This is a genomic window from Haloarcula amylolytica (assembly GCF_049705545.1).
Taxonomy (GTDB): domain Archaea; phylum Halobacteriota; class Halobacteria; order Halobacteriales; family Haloarculaceae; genus Haloarcula; species Haloarcula amylolytica_B.
On sequence record NZ_JBNAMU010000002.1, the window covers coordinates 190,468 to 204,119 of the forward strand.

At 62.1% G+C, this 13,652-nt stretch carries 14 protein-coding genes; 8 read left to right on the forward strand and 6 right to left on the reverse strand.

The features are described 5' to 3' along the window. Positions 1–178 precede the first annotated feature (178 nt). From ACOZ4H_RS17555 to ACOZ4H_RS17565, 3 genes are read left to right on the forward strand one after another with little or no spacing between them, the layout of a single operon-like run. Entirely contained in the window at positions 179–2,092 is a 1,914-nt protein-coding gene (locus ACOZ4H_RS17555; RefSeq protein ID WP_424330560.1) for a NosD domain-containing protein, read from the forward strand. Continuing rightward, positions 2,089–2,814: an ABC transporter ATP-binding protein gene (locus ACOZ4H_RS17560; RefSeq protein WP_424330561.1), complete on the forward strand. Its 726-nt coding sequence runs from the start codon at positions 2,089–2,091 to the stop codon at positions 2,812–2,814. Before ACOZ4H_RS17555 ends, ACOZ4H_RS17560 begins: the two co-directional genes overlap by 4 nt. Continuing rightward, complete coding sequence (locus ACOZ4H_RS17565) at positions 2,811–3,623, forward strand: ABC transporter permease (RefSeq protein ID WP_424330562.1); 813 nt, start codon at positions 2,811–2,813, stop codon at positions 3,621–3,623. Before ACOZ4H_RS17560 ends, ACOZ4H_RS17565 begins: the two co-directional genes overlap by 4 nt. Before the next feature lie 75 nt (positions 3,624–3,698). Here ACOZ4H_RS17565 and ACOZ4H_RS17570 read toward each other — a convergent pair whose 3' ends face one another. The 5 genes from ACOZ4H_RS17570 to ACOZ4H_RS17590 form a co-directional block, all read right to left on the reverse strand. Next, positions 3,699–4,226, reverse strand: coding sequence for a winged helix-turn-helix transcriptional regulator (locus ACOZ4H_RS17570; RefSeq protein WP_424330563.1), 528 nt, complete (start codon positions 4,224–4,226; stop codon positions 3,699–3,701). A gap of 70 nt (positions 4,227–4,296) precedes the next feature. Next, entirely contained in the window at positions 4,297–4,863 is a 567-nt protein-coding gene (locus ACOZ4H_RS17575) for a nitrous oxide reductase accessory protein NosL (RefSeq protein WP_424330564.1), read from the reverse strand. A gap of 58 nt (positions 4,864–4,921) precedes the next feature. Continuing rightward, the gene (locus tag ACOZ4H_RS17580) at positions 4,922–5,197 is read right to left on the reverse strand and encodes a DUF7471 family protein (protein ID WP_424330565.1); all 276 of its coding nucleotides are present in this window, start codon (positions 5,195–5,197) and stop codon (positions 4,922–4,924) included. A 185-nt stretch (positions 5,198–5,382) separates the two neighbouring features. Continuing rightward, positions 5,383–5,805 carry a universal stress protein gene (locus tag ACOZ4H_RS17585; protein WP_424330566.1) on the reverse strand — a complete coding sequence of 141 codons (423 nt, stop codon included), beginning with the start codon at positions 5,803–5,805 and terminating at the stop codon, positions 5,383–5,385. 174 nt (positions 5,806–5,979) lie between these two features. After that, positions 5,980–6,459: a pyridoxamine 5'-phosphate oxidase family protein gene (locus tag ACOZ4H_RS17590; protein ID WP_424330567.1), complete on the reverse strand. Its 480-nt coding sequence runs from the start codon at positions 6,457–6,459 to the stop codon at positions 5,980–5,982. Positions 6,460–6,664: 205 nt separating this feature from the next. On the opposite strand from ACOZ4H_RS17590, the gene ACOZ4H_RS17595 reads away from it, so the two are divergent. From ACOZ4H_RS17595 to ACOZ4H_RS17615, 5 genes are all read left to right on the forward strand, one after another. After that, complete coding sequence (locus tag ACOZ4H_RS17595) at positions 6,665–7,114, forward strand: DUF2267 domain-containing protein (protein ID WP_424330568.1); 450 nt, start codon at positions 6,665–6,667, stop codon at positions 7,112–7,114. 246 nt (positions 7,115–7,360) lie between these two features. Beyond that, entirely contained in the window at positions 7,361–8,263 is a 903-nt protein-coding gene (locus ACOZ4H_RS17600; protein WP_424330569.1) for a universal stress protein, read from the forward strand. A 121-nt stretch (positions 8,264–8,384) separates the two neighbouring features. Continuing rightward, positions 8,385–8,819 (forward strand): pyridoxamine 5'-phosphate oxidase family protein, encoded by a 435-nt coding sequence (locus tag ACOZ4H_RS17605; protein WP_424330570.1) that lies wholly within the window; start codon positions 8,385–8,387, stop codon positions 8,817–8,819. A gap of 272 nt (positions 8,820–9,091) precedes the next feature. Beyond that, positions 9,092–11,677, forward strand: a complete 2,586-nt coding sequence (locus tag ACOZ4H_RS17610; RefSeq protein WP_424330571.1) for a calcium-translocating P-type ATPase, PMCA-type — start codon at positions 9,092–9,094, stop codon at positions 11,675–11,677. Between the two features lie 147 nt (positions 11,678–11,824). Then, entirely contained in the window at positions 11,825–12,004 is a 180-nt protein-coding gene (locus ACOZ4H_RS17615; protein WP_424330572.1) for a hypothetical protein, read from the forward strand. Between the two features lie 174 nt (positions 12,005–12,178). Here the strand turns inward: ACOZ4H_RS17615 and ACOZ4H_RS17620 are convergent, their stop codons facing one another. Further along, positions 12,179–13,603, reverse strand: a complete 1,425-nt coding sequence (locus tag ACOZ4H_RS17620) for an FAD-dependent oxidoreductase (RefSeq protein ID WP_424330573.1) — start codon at positions 13,601–13,603, stop codon at positions 12,179–12,181. Positions 13,604–13,652 lie beyond the last annotated feature (49 nt).

Consider the following 13,652-nt stretch of genomic DNA (forward strand, 5'->3'; position numbering starts at 1 on the left):
ATACAAGTAGCCAATCGGTAACACGTAGGTGGGTTTATTAGTGTGTGAATAACTTCAGTTATAAAACGGTTCCAGACCTGTTTTCCGGCTGTCGCGGCCGACCCTGCTTGCGGGTGCGCCGTCAGTTTCGAGAGGCACACCACATACTGTAATGGGGTGTCGCTCGTAGCGTCAGTAGATGCGACCAGCCCTGACGACCGTGCAAGTCTTCGCCCTACTTGCGGTAGTTCTCAGCACACTGGTTTTCGCTGCGTCGTTTGCTGTCGATACAACCAGTGCCCGCCCGGAACCCGTACCGTTCGATAACACCGTGCAACGCGGGATTACGATGGCCGACGAGCAGATCGCTCGGAATCGGAGCATCAGCGTCCCGCACGCCGAAGTCTTTTACTCACAGTATCGCTACGTCATCGGCTACGTCGGTCTCGACCAGGCTGTGACAGCGCTCACGGAACCGGGGCACGAACAGCAGTTCGGCTATCCACTCGCGGTGTACGTTTCCGATTACAGTGACAGGCCGGTCAGGTGCGGTGACGACGGCTATCTCCGGACCGCCACACCGCCGGACTGGGTCGAAGCAAATCAGGCCCACTACGTCGTCGACGGGTCGACGAGAGTCCCGTCCGGGCCGGCGGTTGTGCCGTTCGCCGACCGGGACGACGCCGCGGCGTTCGCCGATACATGCGGCGGACGAATCATCGACTGGGAGACCCTCAAGACCCGCTCGTTCGATCTCGAACAGGCGGCAGCGGTCAGAAAACAGGTCGGCCCTCGGCGAAGTGATGCCGATGCCACCGTACAGGCGGCACGACAGCGTCGAAATAGACCTGTCTCGGTCGAAGTTGGAACCGATGCGCCGACGATCCAGGCAGCTGTCGATGCGGCACCGCCGAACACGACGGTCGTTGTCCCGGCTGGCACCTACGACGAACAGGTGACGATAGACAAGCCACTCACCCTCAGCGGTCCCGGAGCGACGCTTGACGGTGGCGGGAACGGAACTGTCGTGACAGTGACCGCCGACCGGGTCGGCGTCACCGGGTTCGACATCGTCGGCGTCGGAAACACGACGGTCGGCGACCCGACGAACGCCAGCGATAGCGCCTGGGACGCAACCGTGACGACCGCCTACGGCAACAGCGACGCTGCCGTTACCGGTCGGAACGCGTCCGGACTGTACGTCGCGAACCTCAGCGTCGAGACGCCCGCCAGCGGCGTCGTTCTGCGGCGGACACCCGGTGCGGTCGTCGAGAACGTCACGGTCAATGGGTCAGCATCCTGGCAAGACGGGTTCATGGGCGTCATCGGGATGCACGGGCCGATCGTCGTACAGGAGTCGGTCTTCAACGGCGGGCGCGACGGCGTGTACCTCCACCGGGCAGACGGGACCGCTATCCGGAACAATACGTTCAGGAACAACCGCTTCGGCGTCCACCTGATGTACACCTCCCGGTCGCTTGTTGCGGACAATATCGCTCGGGGACAGGAGTACGCCGGTGTCGTCGTCATGACGAACCCCGTGGCAAACGCCATCGTCGGGAACGACGTGCGCCACTCCGGCAGTGGCGTCATGTTAGCCGGGTCCCGGAGCTATATTGCGCACAACGTGGTAGTCGACACTACGCAAGCGATGTCGACAAATGCCGACCGGTCCCTGTACGAGCACAACGTACTCTACGGGAATGACATCGGTGTGCGAGCGTCGACAGTCGTCCCGTCGAACATCGTCACCGAGAACGATTTCATCGCGAACGACCGCCACGCTGTCTCGGGACCGGGGCCGCTACGCGTGTATACTCACGAAGGCAGGGGGAACTACTGGAGCGGTGCGTACGACCTCACAGGGGGAGGTGGCCCCGTGTTGGCCCAGCCATACTCGCCCACCGATTCCGTCGACCGCCGGCTCCACCAGACCGACGCTGCGGTCGTTCTCAGATCGGCACCGAGTGTCCGGGGTCTCCGGGCGCTCCGCGGAACCACGCCCGGCTTTCGCCGGGGAAGCATTGTCGACAGGGCCCCCCTAACCGACCCTGCTAATCCCGAGACTGTCGAGCGCCTTCGAAACGAGACATCTATTGAGGGGGCAGCATGACTGGCGAGACGTACCTCACGGCGGACGAGGTCACGAAGAAGTACGGCGATGTGACAGCCGTCTCGGAGGTGTCCCTCGACGTGCCGTCCGACGCGGTGACCGGGTTCATCGGCCCGAACGGGTCCGGGAAAACGACGCTCCTGCGCGTGCTTCTTGGGGTCGAGCGGCCCACCAGCGGCACCGTCTCGTACGACGGGCCTGAGGCCGAACGCCAACTGGGCTACCTGCCACAGCGGCCGACTTTCCGGCCCGGGTTTAGCGTCCGGGAGACTGCCGCGTTCTACGCGGACCTCGTCGACGACGACCCGGACCGACTCCTGGAACGCGTCGGCCTCGAAGAAGTAGCCGACCGTCCCGTATCAGGGCTCTCCGGGGGAATGACACGTCTCCTGGGAATCGCACAGGCACTGGCCGGTGACCCGCCGATAGTGATGCTCGACGAACCGGCAAGCGGTCTCGATCCGGCAATGAGCCGACTGATATTCGACATCATTGAATCGATTGCCGACGCCGGTCGCGCCGTGGTTCTCTGCTCGCACGAACTGCCGTTAGTCGAGGAAACGGCCGACCGACTGGCAGTGCTCGAATCCGGCCGCCTCGTGCGGACCGGGTCGGTCGACTCTCTTCGGGAACAGACCGGCGGGCCGCTCCACGAGACGTTCACAGCACTTCTGGAACAAGAAAAAGCCGCTATCGCCGCTCCGGGGGGCGAACAGTCATGACCGACGTAAACCGGTTCTGGACGGTCTTCGTGCGAGAGGTCCGGAGCGCAGTCAGGACACGTACCTATCTCGCGCTCGGGTTGGTCACGGGGATTGTCCTGTTCGGCCTCGCCCATGCCGGGGGCGGTCCGGCTGGCGGCTACGTCCCCACCGTCGTCGATACGCTCGTCGCCGTCGAAGTACTCGTGCCGACGCTCGCCTTCGCAGTCGGCTACCGTGCGATTGCCGATCCCGCCGTCCGGGGTGAACTCGACATCCTTGACACCTACCCGCTTTCGACGTGGTCGTACGTCGGTGGGGTGTACGCGGGCCGCGCGCTACTGTTGCTCATCATCATCGCCGTCCCGCTGCTAGCTCTGGGTATCAACGTGGCGACGACCGTGGGACCGGAGACAACGGTGTTTGCGAGCCATCGCGGCGTCGACTCGCCGTTCCTGTTCATCCGGTTTATCGCGCTGACAGTCCTGTACGCGCTCTCGTCGCTGACTATCGCATTCCTGTTATCAGCGCTTGCCGGCAGCCGGGGCCGAGCGCTCGTGCTCGCACTCGCCGGGCTGCTTGTCCTCACCGTCGGAAGCGACCTTGCGGTGTTTGCAGCGCTGGACACCGGTATCACAACGAGAACACTCGGCGGCGCGCTCGCCCTGACTCCGGCGGGGGCGTACCGCGGTCTCGTGTTCGATCAGGTGTTGTACGTCGCTGTTCCGGGCCGGTCGGCGTTCGTCCCGACGTGGGTTGCCGCCCTCTCGCTCCTGTTCTGGTGGGTCCTGACGTTCGTGGGGGCGATGCTTGCGACAGATGCGGCCTGATACTGCCGGCTGTCCGTGTGTAACGAATTTCGCCACCGCGAATATCTTGCAATAGTTACAGCCAACAGTAAGGTTTCAGTCGCCGTCCGCCGCGGCCGCGAGCCCTTCGTCGATCAACCGCGTGAACCGGTCGACGAGGCGGTCGGTGAGCGATGGACGGACCGCCGCGAGCAGCCGCCGTGTCTCGTCCGGGTCGGTCAGAGCCACGATGACACGCCCCCGCTCGCCGTACGTTTTCTCGAGTATCTCTGCCTCGACCAGCGCTGAAACGTGCCAGGAGACGGTACTCCGGGCGACTCCCAGTCGGTCGGCCAGTTCGTCTGCCGACAGAGACTCCGCCTCCAGCAGATGGAGGAGTATCGTCCGCGCAGTCTCTCGCCGGGCAAACGCGAGCACACGACGCTCCCAGGGGCTGTACTCCTGGCTGTAATAGTGCGTTTTGCCCTGGATTTCCTCGGCAACCACGTCGCCGGCACGACGCAGTTTCCGCAGGTGATACTGTGCCTGACCGGTTGCAATATCGAGATCCGCCGCAAGCGCGTTGAAATGGACCCCCGGTTTGGCCTCGACATGGGAACGCACTTGCTGGGTCACCGTGGACATAGTCTTCACTGCAGTTTTCGACCCACCGAGACAACAGGGTATCGGACGTTCTCACTGCGCGGGAACTCGCCTACATCCCGCCAACCAGTTCCCGCGATATATCCTCCGCGGGGAAGGTCTGCCCGCCGTACTCCTCGGCAAACGACTCGGCGTCCGCGCTGTCGCTGAACGGGACGATAGCGGTCCCCATTGCCCCCTCTACGTCCGAGTTCGCGACGACGGTGAGTTGCCCCGCCGAAGCGAACGCTTCGGCCTCTAGATGCCGAGAGATGATGGTCTTGCCCCCGTCGGTCCGAATCTCGTAGTCGGTTGCACTGTAGTCCGTAAGGAACGTCGCCGCAGGAGTCCACCCGGACTGTTCTTTGGCGAATCGGTGCCGGTACGTACAGACCGTACTGCAGAACCGTGCCGGCGGGTCGTGACCCTCGGGCGTGTTGTCCTGATAGTACGTTTGCCCAACTGGACCCGGGTGCTGGTCGATGACCATCCCGCACTGGTCACAGTTCTGTCCGCTCTCGATGGTGACCGGTTCCATCTCCTCACTGGTTCCCAGACAACCCGAGAGTGATACGACTGCCACAGTCCCAGTCCCGGCCAGGAAGCACCGTCGTGTGAGGCCTGTTGCGTGTTCAGACATACTAGATGCTACGCTGAGCGACACCAAATGGTTCATGGTGCGACCGTCGAAACACGGGTCAGTCGGGGACACTCGGTGGCGCAACAGAGTAGATCGCACTCAGCACCAGCAGCGCGATGAGGAAGTCGAATCCGTGTTCGATGAGATGGTGCGCCACCATCGGGACGGCACCGAGTACGGTCCCAAGGCCGACCACGGACCGAAGAACTAACAGCCCGATAGCGACCGTCAATAGAACGTACGGACGTGACCGGCGTCGAGATGTACTGACTGCTGCGACGAAAAACAACGCCAGGGTTCCAAGCGTAGAGAGACCCAGCACGGCGATCAACATTACCGTTTGACCAGGTCCGATCCAATCAGCCGTGGGTTGGAACATCTCTCAGGTCACGTTACGGGCGGTGGCACTGGAATCGGTTTCGGTAGCAGTCGCTTTCGCGCCTGAATTCGGATCAAGGTTCGAGCCCGGCACGGTTCTGTCGGTGACCAGCCGTCCGACCGGGTATCTGTGTACCCAGCTTAGGTAGCCACGAGAACCGGCCGTCCCGCGTTCTGCACGACCCGGTCGGTCACACTTCCGATCTGGTCGGTCTCGGTGTGGGAGTGGCCGTGGTACCCGAGCACGATCAGATCGGCGTCGACTTCGTCGGCGTAGCTGATGATCTCGACATACGGCTTCCCATGGCAGCATCGAGTGGTGACCTCGACGCCGAGTCCGTCACCTCTCTCAGCGATTTCCGTGAGTTCGTCGTTCCCCCATTCTTCGACTTCGATGGTTTCCAGTTCCATACTGCTCAAGGCAGGCTCGGCGTGTCGATCCGTATCGACAACAAAGACGGCGTGAAGCTCGGCATCGTGTTGCTCAGCCTGTTCAAGCGCGTGTGTCGCTGCGCGGTTTGCATCGGCACTACCGTCGGTCGCAACCACGATTGTGTCGTACATACTAGCGGAAAGGCTCGGTACCTATTTCAACCCGCCTACCATTCTCAAGCAGTAATAATCTATTGTCATATGCCGGACGAACGAGCATCTACAGATCCGCAGACAGATTGATAAGTGGCGTCTATCTGCTCTTCAAGGACACGAGCGTCTTTTTCCGTCACAAGCCGGCGGCAGTCACGGCTCGATGTTCTCCCGAAAGTCGGGTGCCAATCCGGTTTGCCGGATCCCGGCCAGGTCCGTTATCTCGAACTCGTAGAGTGCGACCCCGCCGGAGGTGGTGGCCGTCTGGAGCGTGTTGGGTCGCCAGGCGTTCTGAGTCATCGCCGTGATATCCGACCATTCGTCCTCCGGCACACTGCTGATATCGCCAGCAAGCATCACGCTCTGCCACTCAAACGCAGTGTCTATCTCGTAAACGAGGAACCGGCCGCGGCCGGCCCGCTCAGTCAGCTCCGCTTTCTGACTCGATTCGCCGAGGAGATATGTGAAATAGAGGCAGGCTCCGTCATCAAAGCCGTACGATAGCGGCAGCAGATAGGGGACATCCGTCGTCGGAAGCCCCAGGACCCCGGTCGAGTGTGCGGAGAGGAATTCCCGAATCTCTTCGTCGTCCATCTGTTCAAGTCCATACTCTTCTAATTGGTCGATTGTCATAGGTCGCGTCTGATCATCCAGTTACGTATCACGAATGCACCCCCAAGCTAAAAAAAGTAGAGCGGGGTTTTCACGGGGAGTCCTGATACTGTCTCATCTCCGAAATCGCTCGTTACTCGTCGGCCAGTAGTAGGTCTGCCGGCTGATTTTCAGCAGATGAGAAGTCTCACGGGGCTCTATACTGTTACACTGCCAACACAAATACATGGACTTCGATGAGTTCACCGGCGAGATACAGCACAGGCTTGAACTACCCGGTACCGGTGAGGCCGTCCGTACGATTCGTGCGACACTGCTCCCCCTGGGACAGCGCATCCCGGAAGAGAACGCCGAGGACTTCGCTGCCTCTCTCCCGATGGAGATCAAGTGGTACATGACCGGTGCGGTCGACGACCATGGCCAGCGGTTCGACTGGACGGAGTTCGTCGACCGTGTCGCCGAAATAGAGGGTACCGAGCCATCGGACGCAGCGTACCACGCACGCGTCGTTGTAGACCTGATGCGTACGGTGGTTCCAGACGCCGATTTTCAGGATTTTCGGGGCCAACTCCCCGAAAGCGAGGACGACGAAAACTGGCGTGAACTGTTCGGAATAGTTGACGCCGGCGGCTGGGGCGAGGCGGAAGAGGCTCAAACCGGCGGTGGGCCACAGTAGTCTGCTGAAGGCCCGAAGGGGTTCCCAGTAGCGGTTCCCACGACTTGTTTTCAATTGGGCATCTTCCCAACATAGACTGGTAATGCCTGTACGATTGTTACGCTCCCCCCTCATACTCGGGGTCGCAGACTGATGAGGACCGGTGGCGACGCAGTCGAGATGGTCGGTGCCGCCGTCGGAGTTCTAATATCGCGAGAATCGTGACTGTGGTTTATTTACTGACAGCAACGAGTCGAAAACACAACAATGTTCGATTCAATCCTGGTCCCGACCGACGGCAGCGAACACGCGACCCGGGCCGCTGAACACGGAGCGGCCCTGGCCCGCGCATTCGGCGCGAGCCTGCACGTCTTGGCTGTCATAGACACCCGGACGGCAGGCGGCCCGTTTAGCGGCGACGATCTCGAAGACGAGACACTCGACCGCATGACGGCCGACGCCGAAGAAACAATCACCGCCATCACGGACGCTATCGACGTCTCTGGAGAGATACAGACGACCATCCGCGAGGGAGCCCCCGCCGACGAGATACGCACATACCGCGACGACCACGATGTGGACCTGATTGCAATGGGAACGCACGGCCGCACAGGTGTCGGACGGTATCTCGCCGGGAGCGTGACAGAGAGCGTCGTCCGGCAGGCTGATGTCCCTGTTCTCACCGTCCGTGCAACCGACCGCAGTCGCGACACCGCTCCCTACGACGATATCCTCGTCCCGACAGACGGAAGCGCACCGGCAGCGGCCGCAGTCGAGCCCGCCTGCGAGATTGCGGCGCAGTTCGACGCCCGCGTTCACGCGCTGAACGTCGTCAATCTCGGCGATGTCGCAGCCGGCTCCGAATACACGCTGCCGAAAAACCTGATCGACTCACTGGAATCGCAAGGTGAGAAAGAGACCGAACGGATAGCAATGCGAGCACGCGAGTCCGGAGTAGAAGCCGTTACACAGGTCGTAACCGGGTCCCCGGCGACAGATATTCTCGATTACGCTGCGGAGAACGATATCGATATGATCGCGATGGGGACGACCGGTCGGACCGGACTCAATCGGTTCCTCATGGGAAGCACGACAGAACGGATCATTAGACACGCTGATATGCCTGTCCTGGCAGTCAACGCCCGGGACCAGCGTATTGACGAATCTTGAAGGCACGGAAGGCTTTCAATACCTGTCTGCGTTTGAGTGTGTTCCAGTTCGCTGTGTCTCCAGCGAGGCAGCAGTCAAGGGCGACCATGCACTTATTGCTATTCCTGTCGTGACAGTAACTATGACTGCGGACAACCCTGTCACGATGACGGACGAGGAACGGGACGCGTTTCTGGACAACGGCGGGACTGGCGTCCTCTCGCTCGCTGCTGGCGACGCTCCGCCGCACTCAGTTCCTGTTTCATACGGGTACGACGCGCCGACCAGTACCTTCTACTTCCGGTTGGCTGTCGGTGCAGAGCGGTCGAAGGGTGAACTCGATGACCGCCCGGCCACGTTCGTGACCTATGACGAGACGGATTCGGGATGGCAAAGCGCGGTCGCGAACGGTCGGCTCGAAGATGTCGAACAGAAGGGGATCGAGACGGACACGCTGGAAGGGCTCGAACACGTTGACATGCCTATTGTTGACATCTTCGAACACCCTCTCCGTGAAGTGAGTTTCGAGTTCTATCGCCTCGTACCGGATGAACTAACTGGGCGGACTGAAGCCTAACTCGATACGGTTCCTCGCAGCATCCGGTCATCAGTGAGACCCGAACTAGACGAGTTGTTGTTTTCGAGGACGTTCCAAATAGCGACGTGATCCGATCATTCTCGCGGACTTAGTTCCCAACTACCAGATCGAAGGCTGGTGTGACATGCCCGCCGCCGACGCGTCAGGACCGAGTCCCACACGCAACTCTACCGGTAAAATCGGCGTCGCAAACAAGAACCGTTTTGATGACGAGGCGAACTCATATCAACATAGCGGTAAATCACCACTCCATGTCCGAACCGGCCCACACACAACCGACTGCCGACGTTCTTTCGGCGCTTGACAGTGAGCCTGATGGGCTATCGGCAGCAGAAGCCCGAACTCGTCGCGACAGACATGGCGAGAACGAAATCACGCAGGGAAGCAAACGAACACCATTCGACATCGTTGTCGCCCAGTTCGATAGTGCCCTTATCTGGGTGCTCGTTGCGGCGGCGGCACTGTCCGTGTGGGCGGGACACGCTGTCGACGCAGTACTGATAGCCGTGATTGTCGTCGGCAACGGCCTGTTCGGCTTCGTTCAGGACTACCGTGCAGAAGGAACACTCGAATCCTTGCGGGAACTGACCGCACCAACTGCGACAGTCCGACGCGACGGACAGCCCGTCGAGGTCGACGCGACCGAACTCGTCCCGGGTGACGTCATCGAACTGGAGAGCGGCGACGTCGTTCCAGCCGACGGTCGGCTGATTGACTGTGGGGCCCTGGAGATCGACGAAGCAGCGCTCACTGGGGAGAGTACGCCGGTCTCGAAGGGAACCGACCCAGTCGGCGCCGACGCGCCGCTTGCGGAGCGAGAACCGATGGTGTACAAGGGCACGAACGTCACGCGCGGGTCGGGCGTTGCCGTTCTCACGGCGACCGGGATGGATACCGAGGTCGGGGCCATCGCCCGCCAGCTCGCAGGAACGGAGGAAACCGACACACCACTGCAGACCGAACTCGACACGTTAGGCCGGACGCTCGGCGTCGGCGTGGTGGTGCTCGCTGGACTCGTGGTTCCACTCTTAGTCATCCGGGGGACCGAACTGGTCCAGGCGGCACTCACCGCTATTTCGCTCGCTGTGGCCGCGGTTCCCGAGGGACTCCCAGCGGTGGTGACGCTAACGCTGGCCCTCGGTGTCCGGAAAATGGCTGACGAGAACGCTCTCGTGCGGCGCTTGCCCGCAGTCGAGGCACTGGGCTCCGTCGATGTCATCTGCACAGACAAGACCGGGACGCTGACCGAGGGACGAATGTCAGTCAGTCGGATCTGGGTCAACGACGCTGTTGTCGACAGTGACGAGATGGACGGGGAAGCCCTGTCTGATCGCGTTACTACGGTGCTCCGCGCAGGGACACTGTGTAGCGATGCGACCCTCGAAGAGGGCGACCCGACGGAGCAGGCTATCGTCATGGCGGCTGACGAGTGCGGAATCGATGTGGAACGCCTCCGCGAAGAGCATCCCAGAACGGACGAGATCCCGTTCTCGTCGGAGCGCAAGTGGATGGGTACTGTTCACGATGACGGGGTCTACGTAAAAGGCGCGCCTGAAGTAATCCTCTCGAAGTGCTCTCGCGTCCTCACCGATGCCGGACCAACGGACCTGACGCCAGACAGAGCCGAGCAGATCAGGGAGCAGGTCGGCGCGTTCGCTGACGACGCGCTCAGGGTGCTCGCAGTGGCGTACACGGAAGATACCACTGTCGTAGAACGTGACGCCACCACTGGCGATGCCGACGATGTCAGTGACGACCTGGTCTTCGCCGGGCTGGTCGGCATGATCGACCCGGCCCGAGAGGAGGTCGCCGAAGCGGTTGCGGCGACTGAGCGTGCAGGCGTTGCCGTGAAGATGGTGACCGGCGACAACGTCCGGACCGCCGCGGCCATCGCCGGAGAACTCGGCCTGGGGCAGCGCGTGATGGAAGGCCGCGACGTCGAGGAATGCTCCGAAGAAGCGCTCCGCGACCGCGTCGAGACAGTCGACGTGTTCGCACGCACGTCTCCGGAGCACAAGGTCCGGATCTTGCAGGCGCTGCAGGCGAACGGTCACACCGTCGCCATGACAGGCGACGGGGTCAACGACGCACCAGCGCTGAAGAACGCCGACATCGGTGTCGCGATGGGCGTCCGCGGGACTGACGTGGCCAAACAGGCCAGCGATGTTATTTTGTTGGACGATAACTACGCGACAATCGAACGGGCAATCGAGCGCGGGCGGGCGATCTTTGACAACGTCTGGAAGTTCGTCGGCTACCTGTTGAGTGCCAACGTGGCCGAAGTTGCCATCGTCTTTATCGCCTCGCTCTTTGGCTACCTCGTCCTGCCGGCAGTCCAGTTGCTGTGGATCAATCTACTGACCGACGGTCTGCCAGCACTTGCGCTCGGGACCGACCCCAAAAGTGGTGACGTGATGCAGCGACCGCCCAGAGACCCGAATCGCGGTATCGTTGACCGCGATATGCTCGCACTCATCGGGGGAACAGGGGTCATATCGACAGTTGTAATGCTCGGATTGTTGCTGGTCACGCTTGCCGGTGCACCCGCAGTCACTCCGTACGCGATGACGATGGTATTCACCGGGTTCGTGTTCCTCGAATTCGAGAAGCTGTACGTGATCCGCTGGCTCCGAGAGACACCGACACTGTCGAATCGTTGGCTTGCGTTCGCAGTGGGTGGGTCGATACTCCTGCAGCTCGCTGTGCTGTACACCCCCCTCAACGGCTACTTCGGAACGGTCCCGCTCGGACTCACTGATTGGGGGTTGATCGGCATGGTTCTCTTACTCGCCTTGCCACTGTACCTCGCTGTTGCCAGTGGTGTGAAGCGACTGTGACGCTCCGAACTGTGTAATCCCGGCCGTTCAGTCCGCACTCCCCGTTTCCTCGCTCCCGATTACGTCACCATGTGGCTCTGAAGAACCGGAACCGGGTGAGTGGAGGGTTACTAGCAATTTATCACACGCGTAGTGGTACCAATAGGCATGCCACGCTGTGAGAATTGTGACAGGTTTTTCGAAACCGTAGACGAGGTTGAGCACGAGGAAGTCCCCGAGATGGAGGTCGAAGAGACTGACGAGGGTCCGCCGCAGATTCGGATCGGAACGGGGCTCCGCGACGTCTGGCGGTGCAAGGGCTGCGGGGCAGTCCTCGGCGTTCGCTGAGGCCCCTCGCGAACAGAGCGTCCGAAGCCGAGGGAGACTGCACGGAGGAAGACAGCTACGACCGGCGTCCCGGAAGGCATAGCCGACGACCCTGTTCAGCGTCAGATGGGCGGGCATCATATCGGTACTGATGGCACGACCGCTACGTTTGGGACACAGTCACACCAGTCCGTATCAGTCAAGCTGTCCGTTGAGCACTTTGGCGGCGACCAGCACCGGGTCCCAGACGGGGCTGAACGGCGGTGCGTACGCCAGGTCCAGCCGTTCGAGTTCGTCGATGGTCATGTCTGCCTCGATGGCTGTCGCGAGCGTGTCGATACGTATCGCCGCCCGGTCTGCCCCGACGATTGCGCCGCCCAGCAGGCGACCGCTCTTTCGGTCGGCGACGAGCGTCACGTCGGTGTCGTCGCCGCCGGGGTAGTACCCCGACCGGGAGCCGGCCGTGACTGTCTCCGACACCGGGTCGAAGCCGGCGGTGCTGGCCTGCTCGTGGTCAAGGAGGCCGACGCGACCGCATTCGAGATCGAACGCTTTGACGACGGCTGTCCCGGCGATCTTTCCGACGAGCGAAGGATCGCCGGCGACGGTCTGGCCGATTGCGCGACCGGCCCGGTTCGCGGTCAGTCCCAGCGGTACCCAGTCAGGGTTGCCGGTCACGGTGTGGCTGTCCTCGGCGCAGTCCCCGGCGGCGTAGACGCTATCGACGCTCGTCGCCCCGTACTCGTCGACCGCTATCGCGCCGGAGGCCCCGAGTTCCACCGACGTATCCGTGACGAGGCTCGTGTTCGGACTGATTCCGATACCGACCAGCGCGAGGTCTACGTCGTTCCTCCCGCCGTCGTGGGCAACCGACGCGACGCGCCCGTCTTCGTCGCCGACGAGTTCCTCGACGGCGGTATCCAGATGCAGTGTCACGCCCTGACTCCGGAGGTGGTCGGCGACGCGCTCGCCGACCGCCTCGCCGAACGGCGGCAAGAGGTGGCCCGACCGCTGGAAGAGGTGCGTCTCGACGTCGTGGGCCCGGAACGCCTCGGCCATTTCCACGCCGACGTAGCCGCCGCCGATGATAGCGACTCGTTCCGGGGGCTCCCAGTCGGTGTACTTCTCGACGAGCGCCGTATCGACGTATTCGATACTCGTGTCGACGGCGGAGTCGCCCTCCTCGGACAGAGCAGCACGGACTGCGGCGGCCGAATCGAGCCCGTGCATCGTGAACGCGCCGTCGAGTTCCGCCCCCGGTATCGGCCCAGTCACCGCGTGTGCACCCGTCGCGATCAGCAGGTCGCCGTATGGCTGGCTGAACGTCTCGCCGTGATGAGCGACGGTGACCGTTTCTGCGTCGGTGTCCACGCCGACGACCTCGTGGTTCCGGCGGAGGTCGATCCCCCGCTCGGCCGCCTGCTCGGGCGACAGCGAGAGGAGGTCCGTCAACCGCTCGACAGTCCCCTTCACGTAGTAGGGCGTCCCGCAGTGGGCATATGACACCCACTCGCCTTTTTCGAAGACGATCACGTCGCGGCCCGGTGCCTCGCGGGCGAACTTGCTCGCGGCGCTCAGTCCGGCTGCGTCGCCGCCGATGACTACGAACGGGTCAGTCATACAGGCCTTCGTGTCGCTGCGGTACTAATGGTTGAGTGAGGTAGGGGTA

Bases quoted from the DNA above. Each gene is read 5' to 3' on its own strand.
- ACOZ4H_RS17555 (WP_424330560.1), top strand. From the start codon at position 179: ATGCGACCAGCCCTGACGACCGTGCAAGTCTTCGCCCTACTTGCGGTA.
- ACOZ4H_RS17560 (WP_424330561.1), top strand. From the start codon at position 2,089: ATGACTGGCGAGACGTACCTCACGGCGGACGAGGTCACGAAGAAGTAC.
- ACOZ4H_RS17565 (WP_424330562.1), top strand. From the start codon at position 2,811: ATGACCGACGTAAACCGGTTCTGGACGGTCTTCGTGCGAGAGGTCCGG.
- ACOZ4H_RS17570 (WP_424330563.1), bottom strand. From the start codon at position 4,226: ATGTCCACGGTGACCCAGCAAGTGCGTTCCCATGTCGAGGCCAAACCG.
- ACOZ4H_RS17575 (WP_424330564.1), bottom strand. From the start codon at position 4,863: ATGTCTGAACACGCAACAGGCCTCACACGACGGTGCTTCCTGGCCGGG.
- ACOZ4H_RS17580 (WP_424330565.1), bottom strand. From the start codon at position 5,197: ATGTTGATCGCCGTGCTGGGTCTCTCTACGCTTGGAACCCTGGCGTTG.
- ACOZ4H_RS17585 (WP_424330566.1), bottom strand. From the start codon at position 5,805: ATGTACGACACAATCGTGGTTGCGACCGACGGTAGTGCCGATGCAAAC.
- ACOZ4H_RS17590 (WP_424330567.1), bottom strand. From the start codon at position 6,459: ATGACAATCGACCAATTAGAAGAGTATGGACTTGAACAGATGGACGAC.
- ACOZ4H_RS17595 (WP_424330568.1), top strand. From the start codon at position 6,665: ATGGACTTCGATGAGTTCACCGGCGAGATACAGCACAGGCTTGAACTA.
- ACOZ4H_RS17600 (WP_424330569.1), top strand. From the start codon at position 7,361: ATGTTCGATTCAATCCTGGTCCCGACCGACGGCAGCGAACACGCGACC.
- ACOZ4H_RS17605 (WP_424330570.1), top strand. From the start codon at position 8,385: ATGACTGCGGACAACCCTGTCACGATGACGGACGAGGAACGGGACGCG.
- ACOZ4H_RS17610 (WP_424330571.1), top strand. From the start codon at position 9,092: ATGTCCGAACCGGCCCACACACAACCGACTGCCGACGTTCTTTCGGCG.
- ACOZ4H_RS17615 (WP_424330572.1), top strand. From the start codon at position 11,825: ATGCCACGCTGTGAGAATTGTGACAGGTTTTTCGAAACCGTAGACGAG.
- ACOZ4H_RS17620 (WP_424330573.1), bottom strand. From the start codon at position 13,603: ATGACTGACCCGTTCGTAGTCATCGGCGGCGACGCAGCCGGACTGAGC.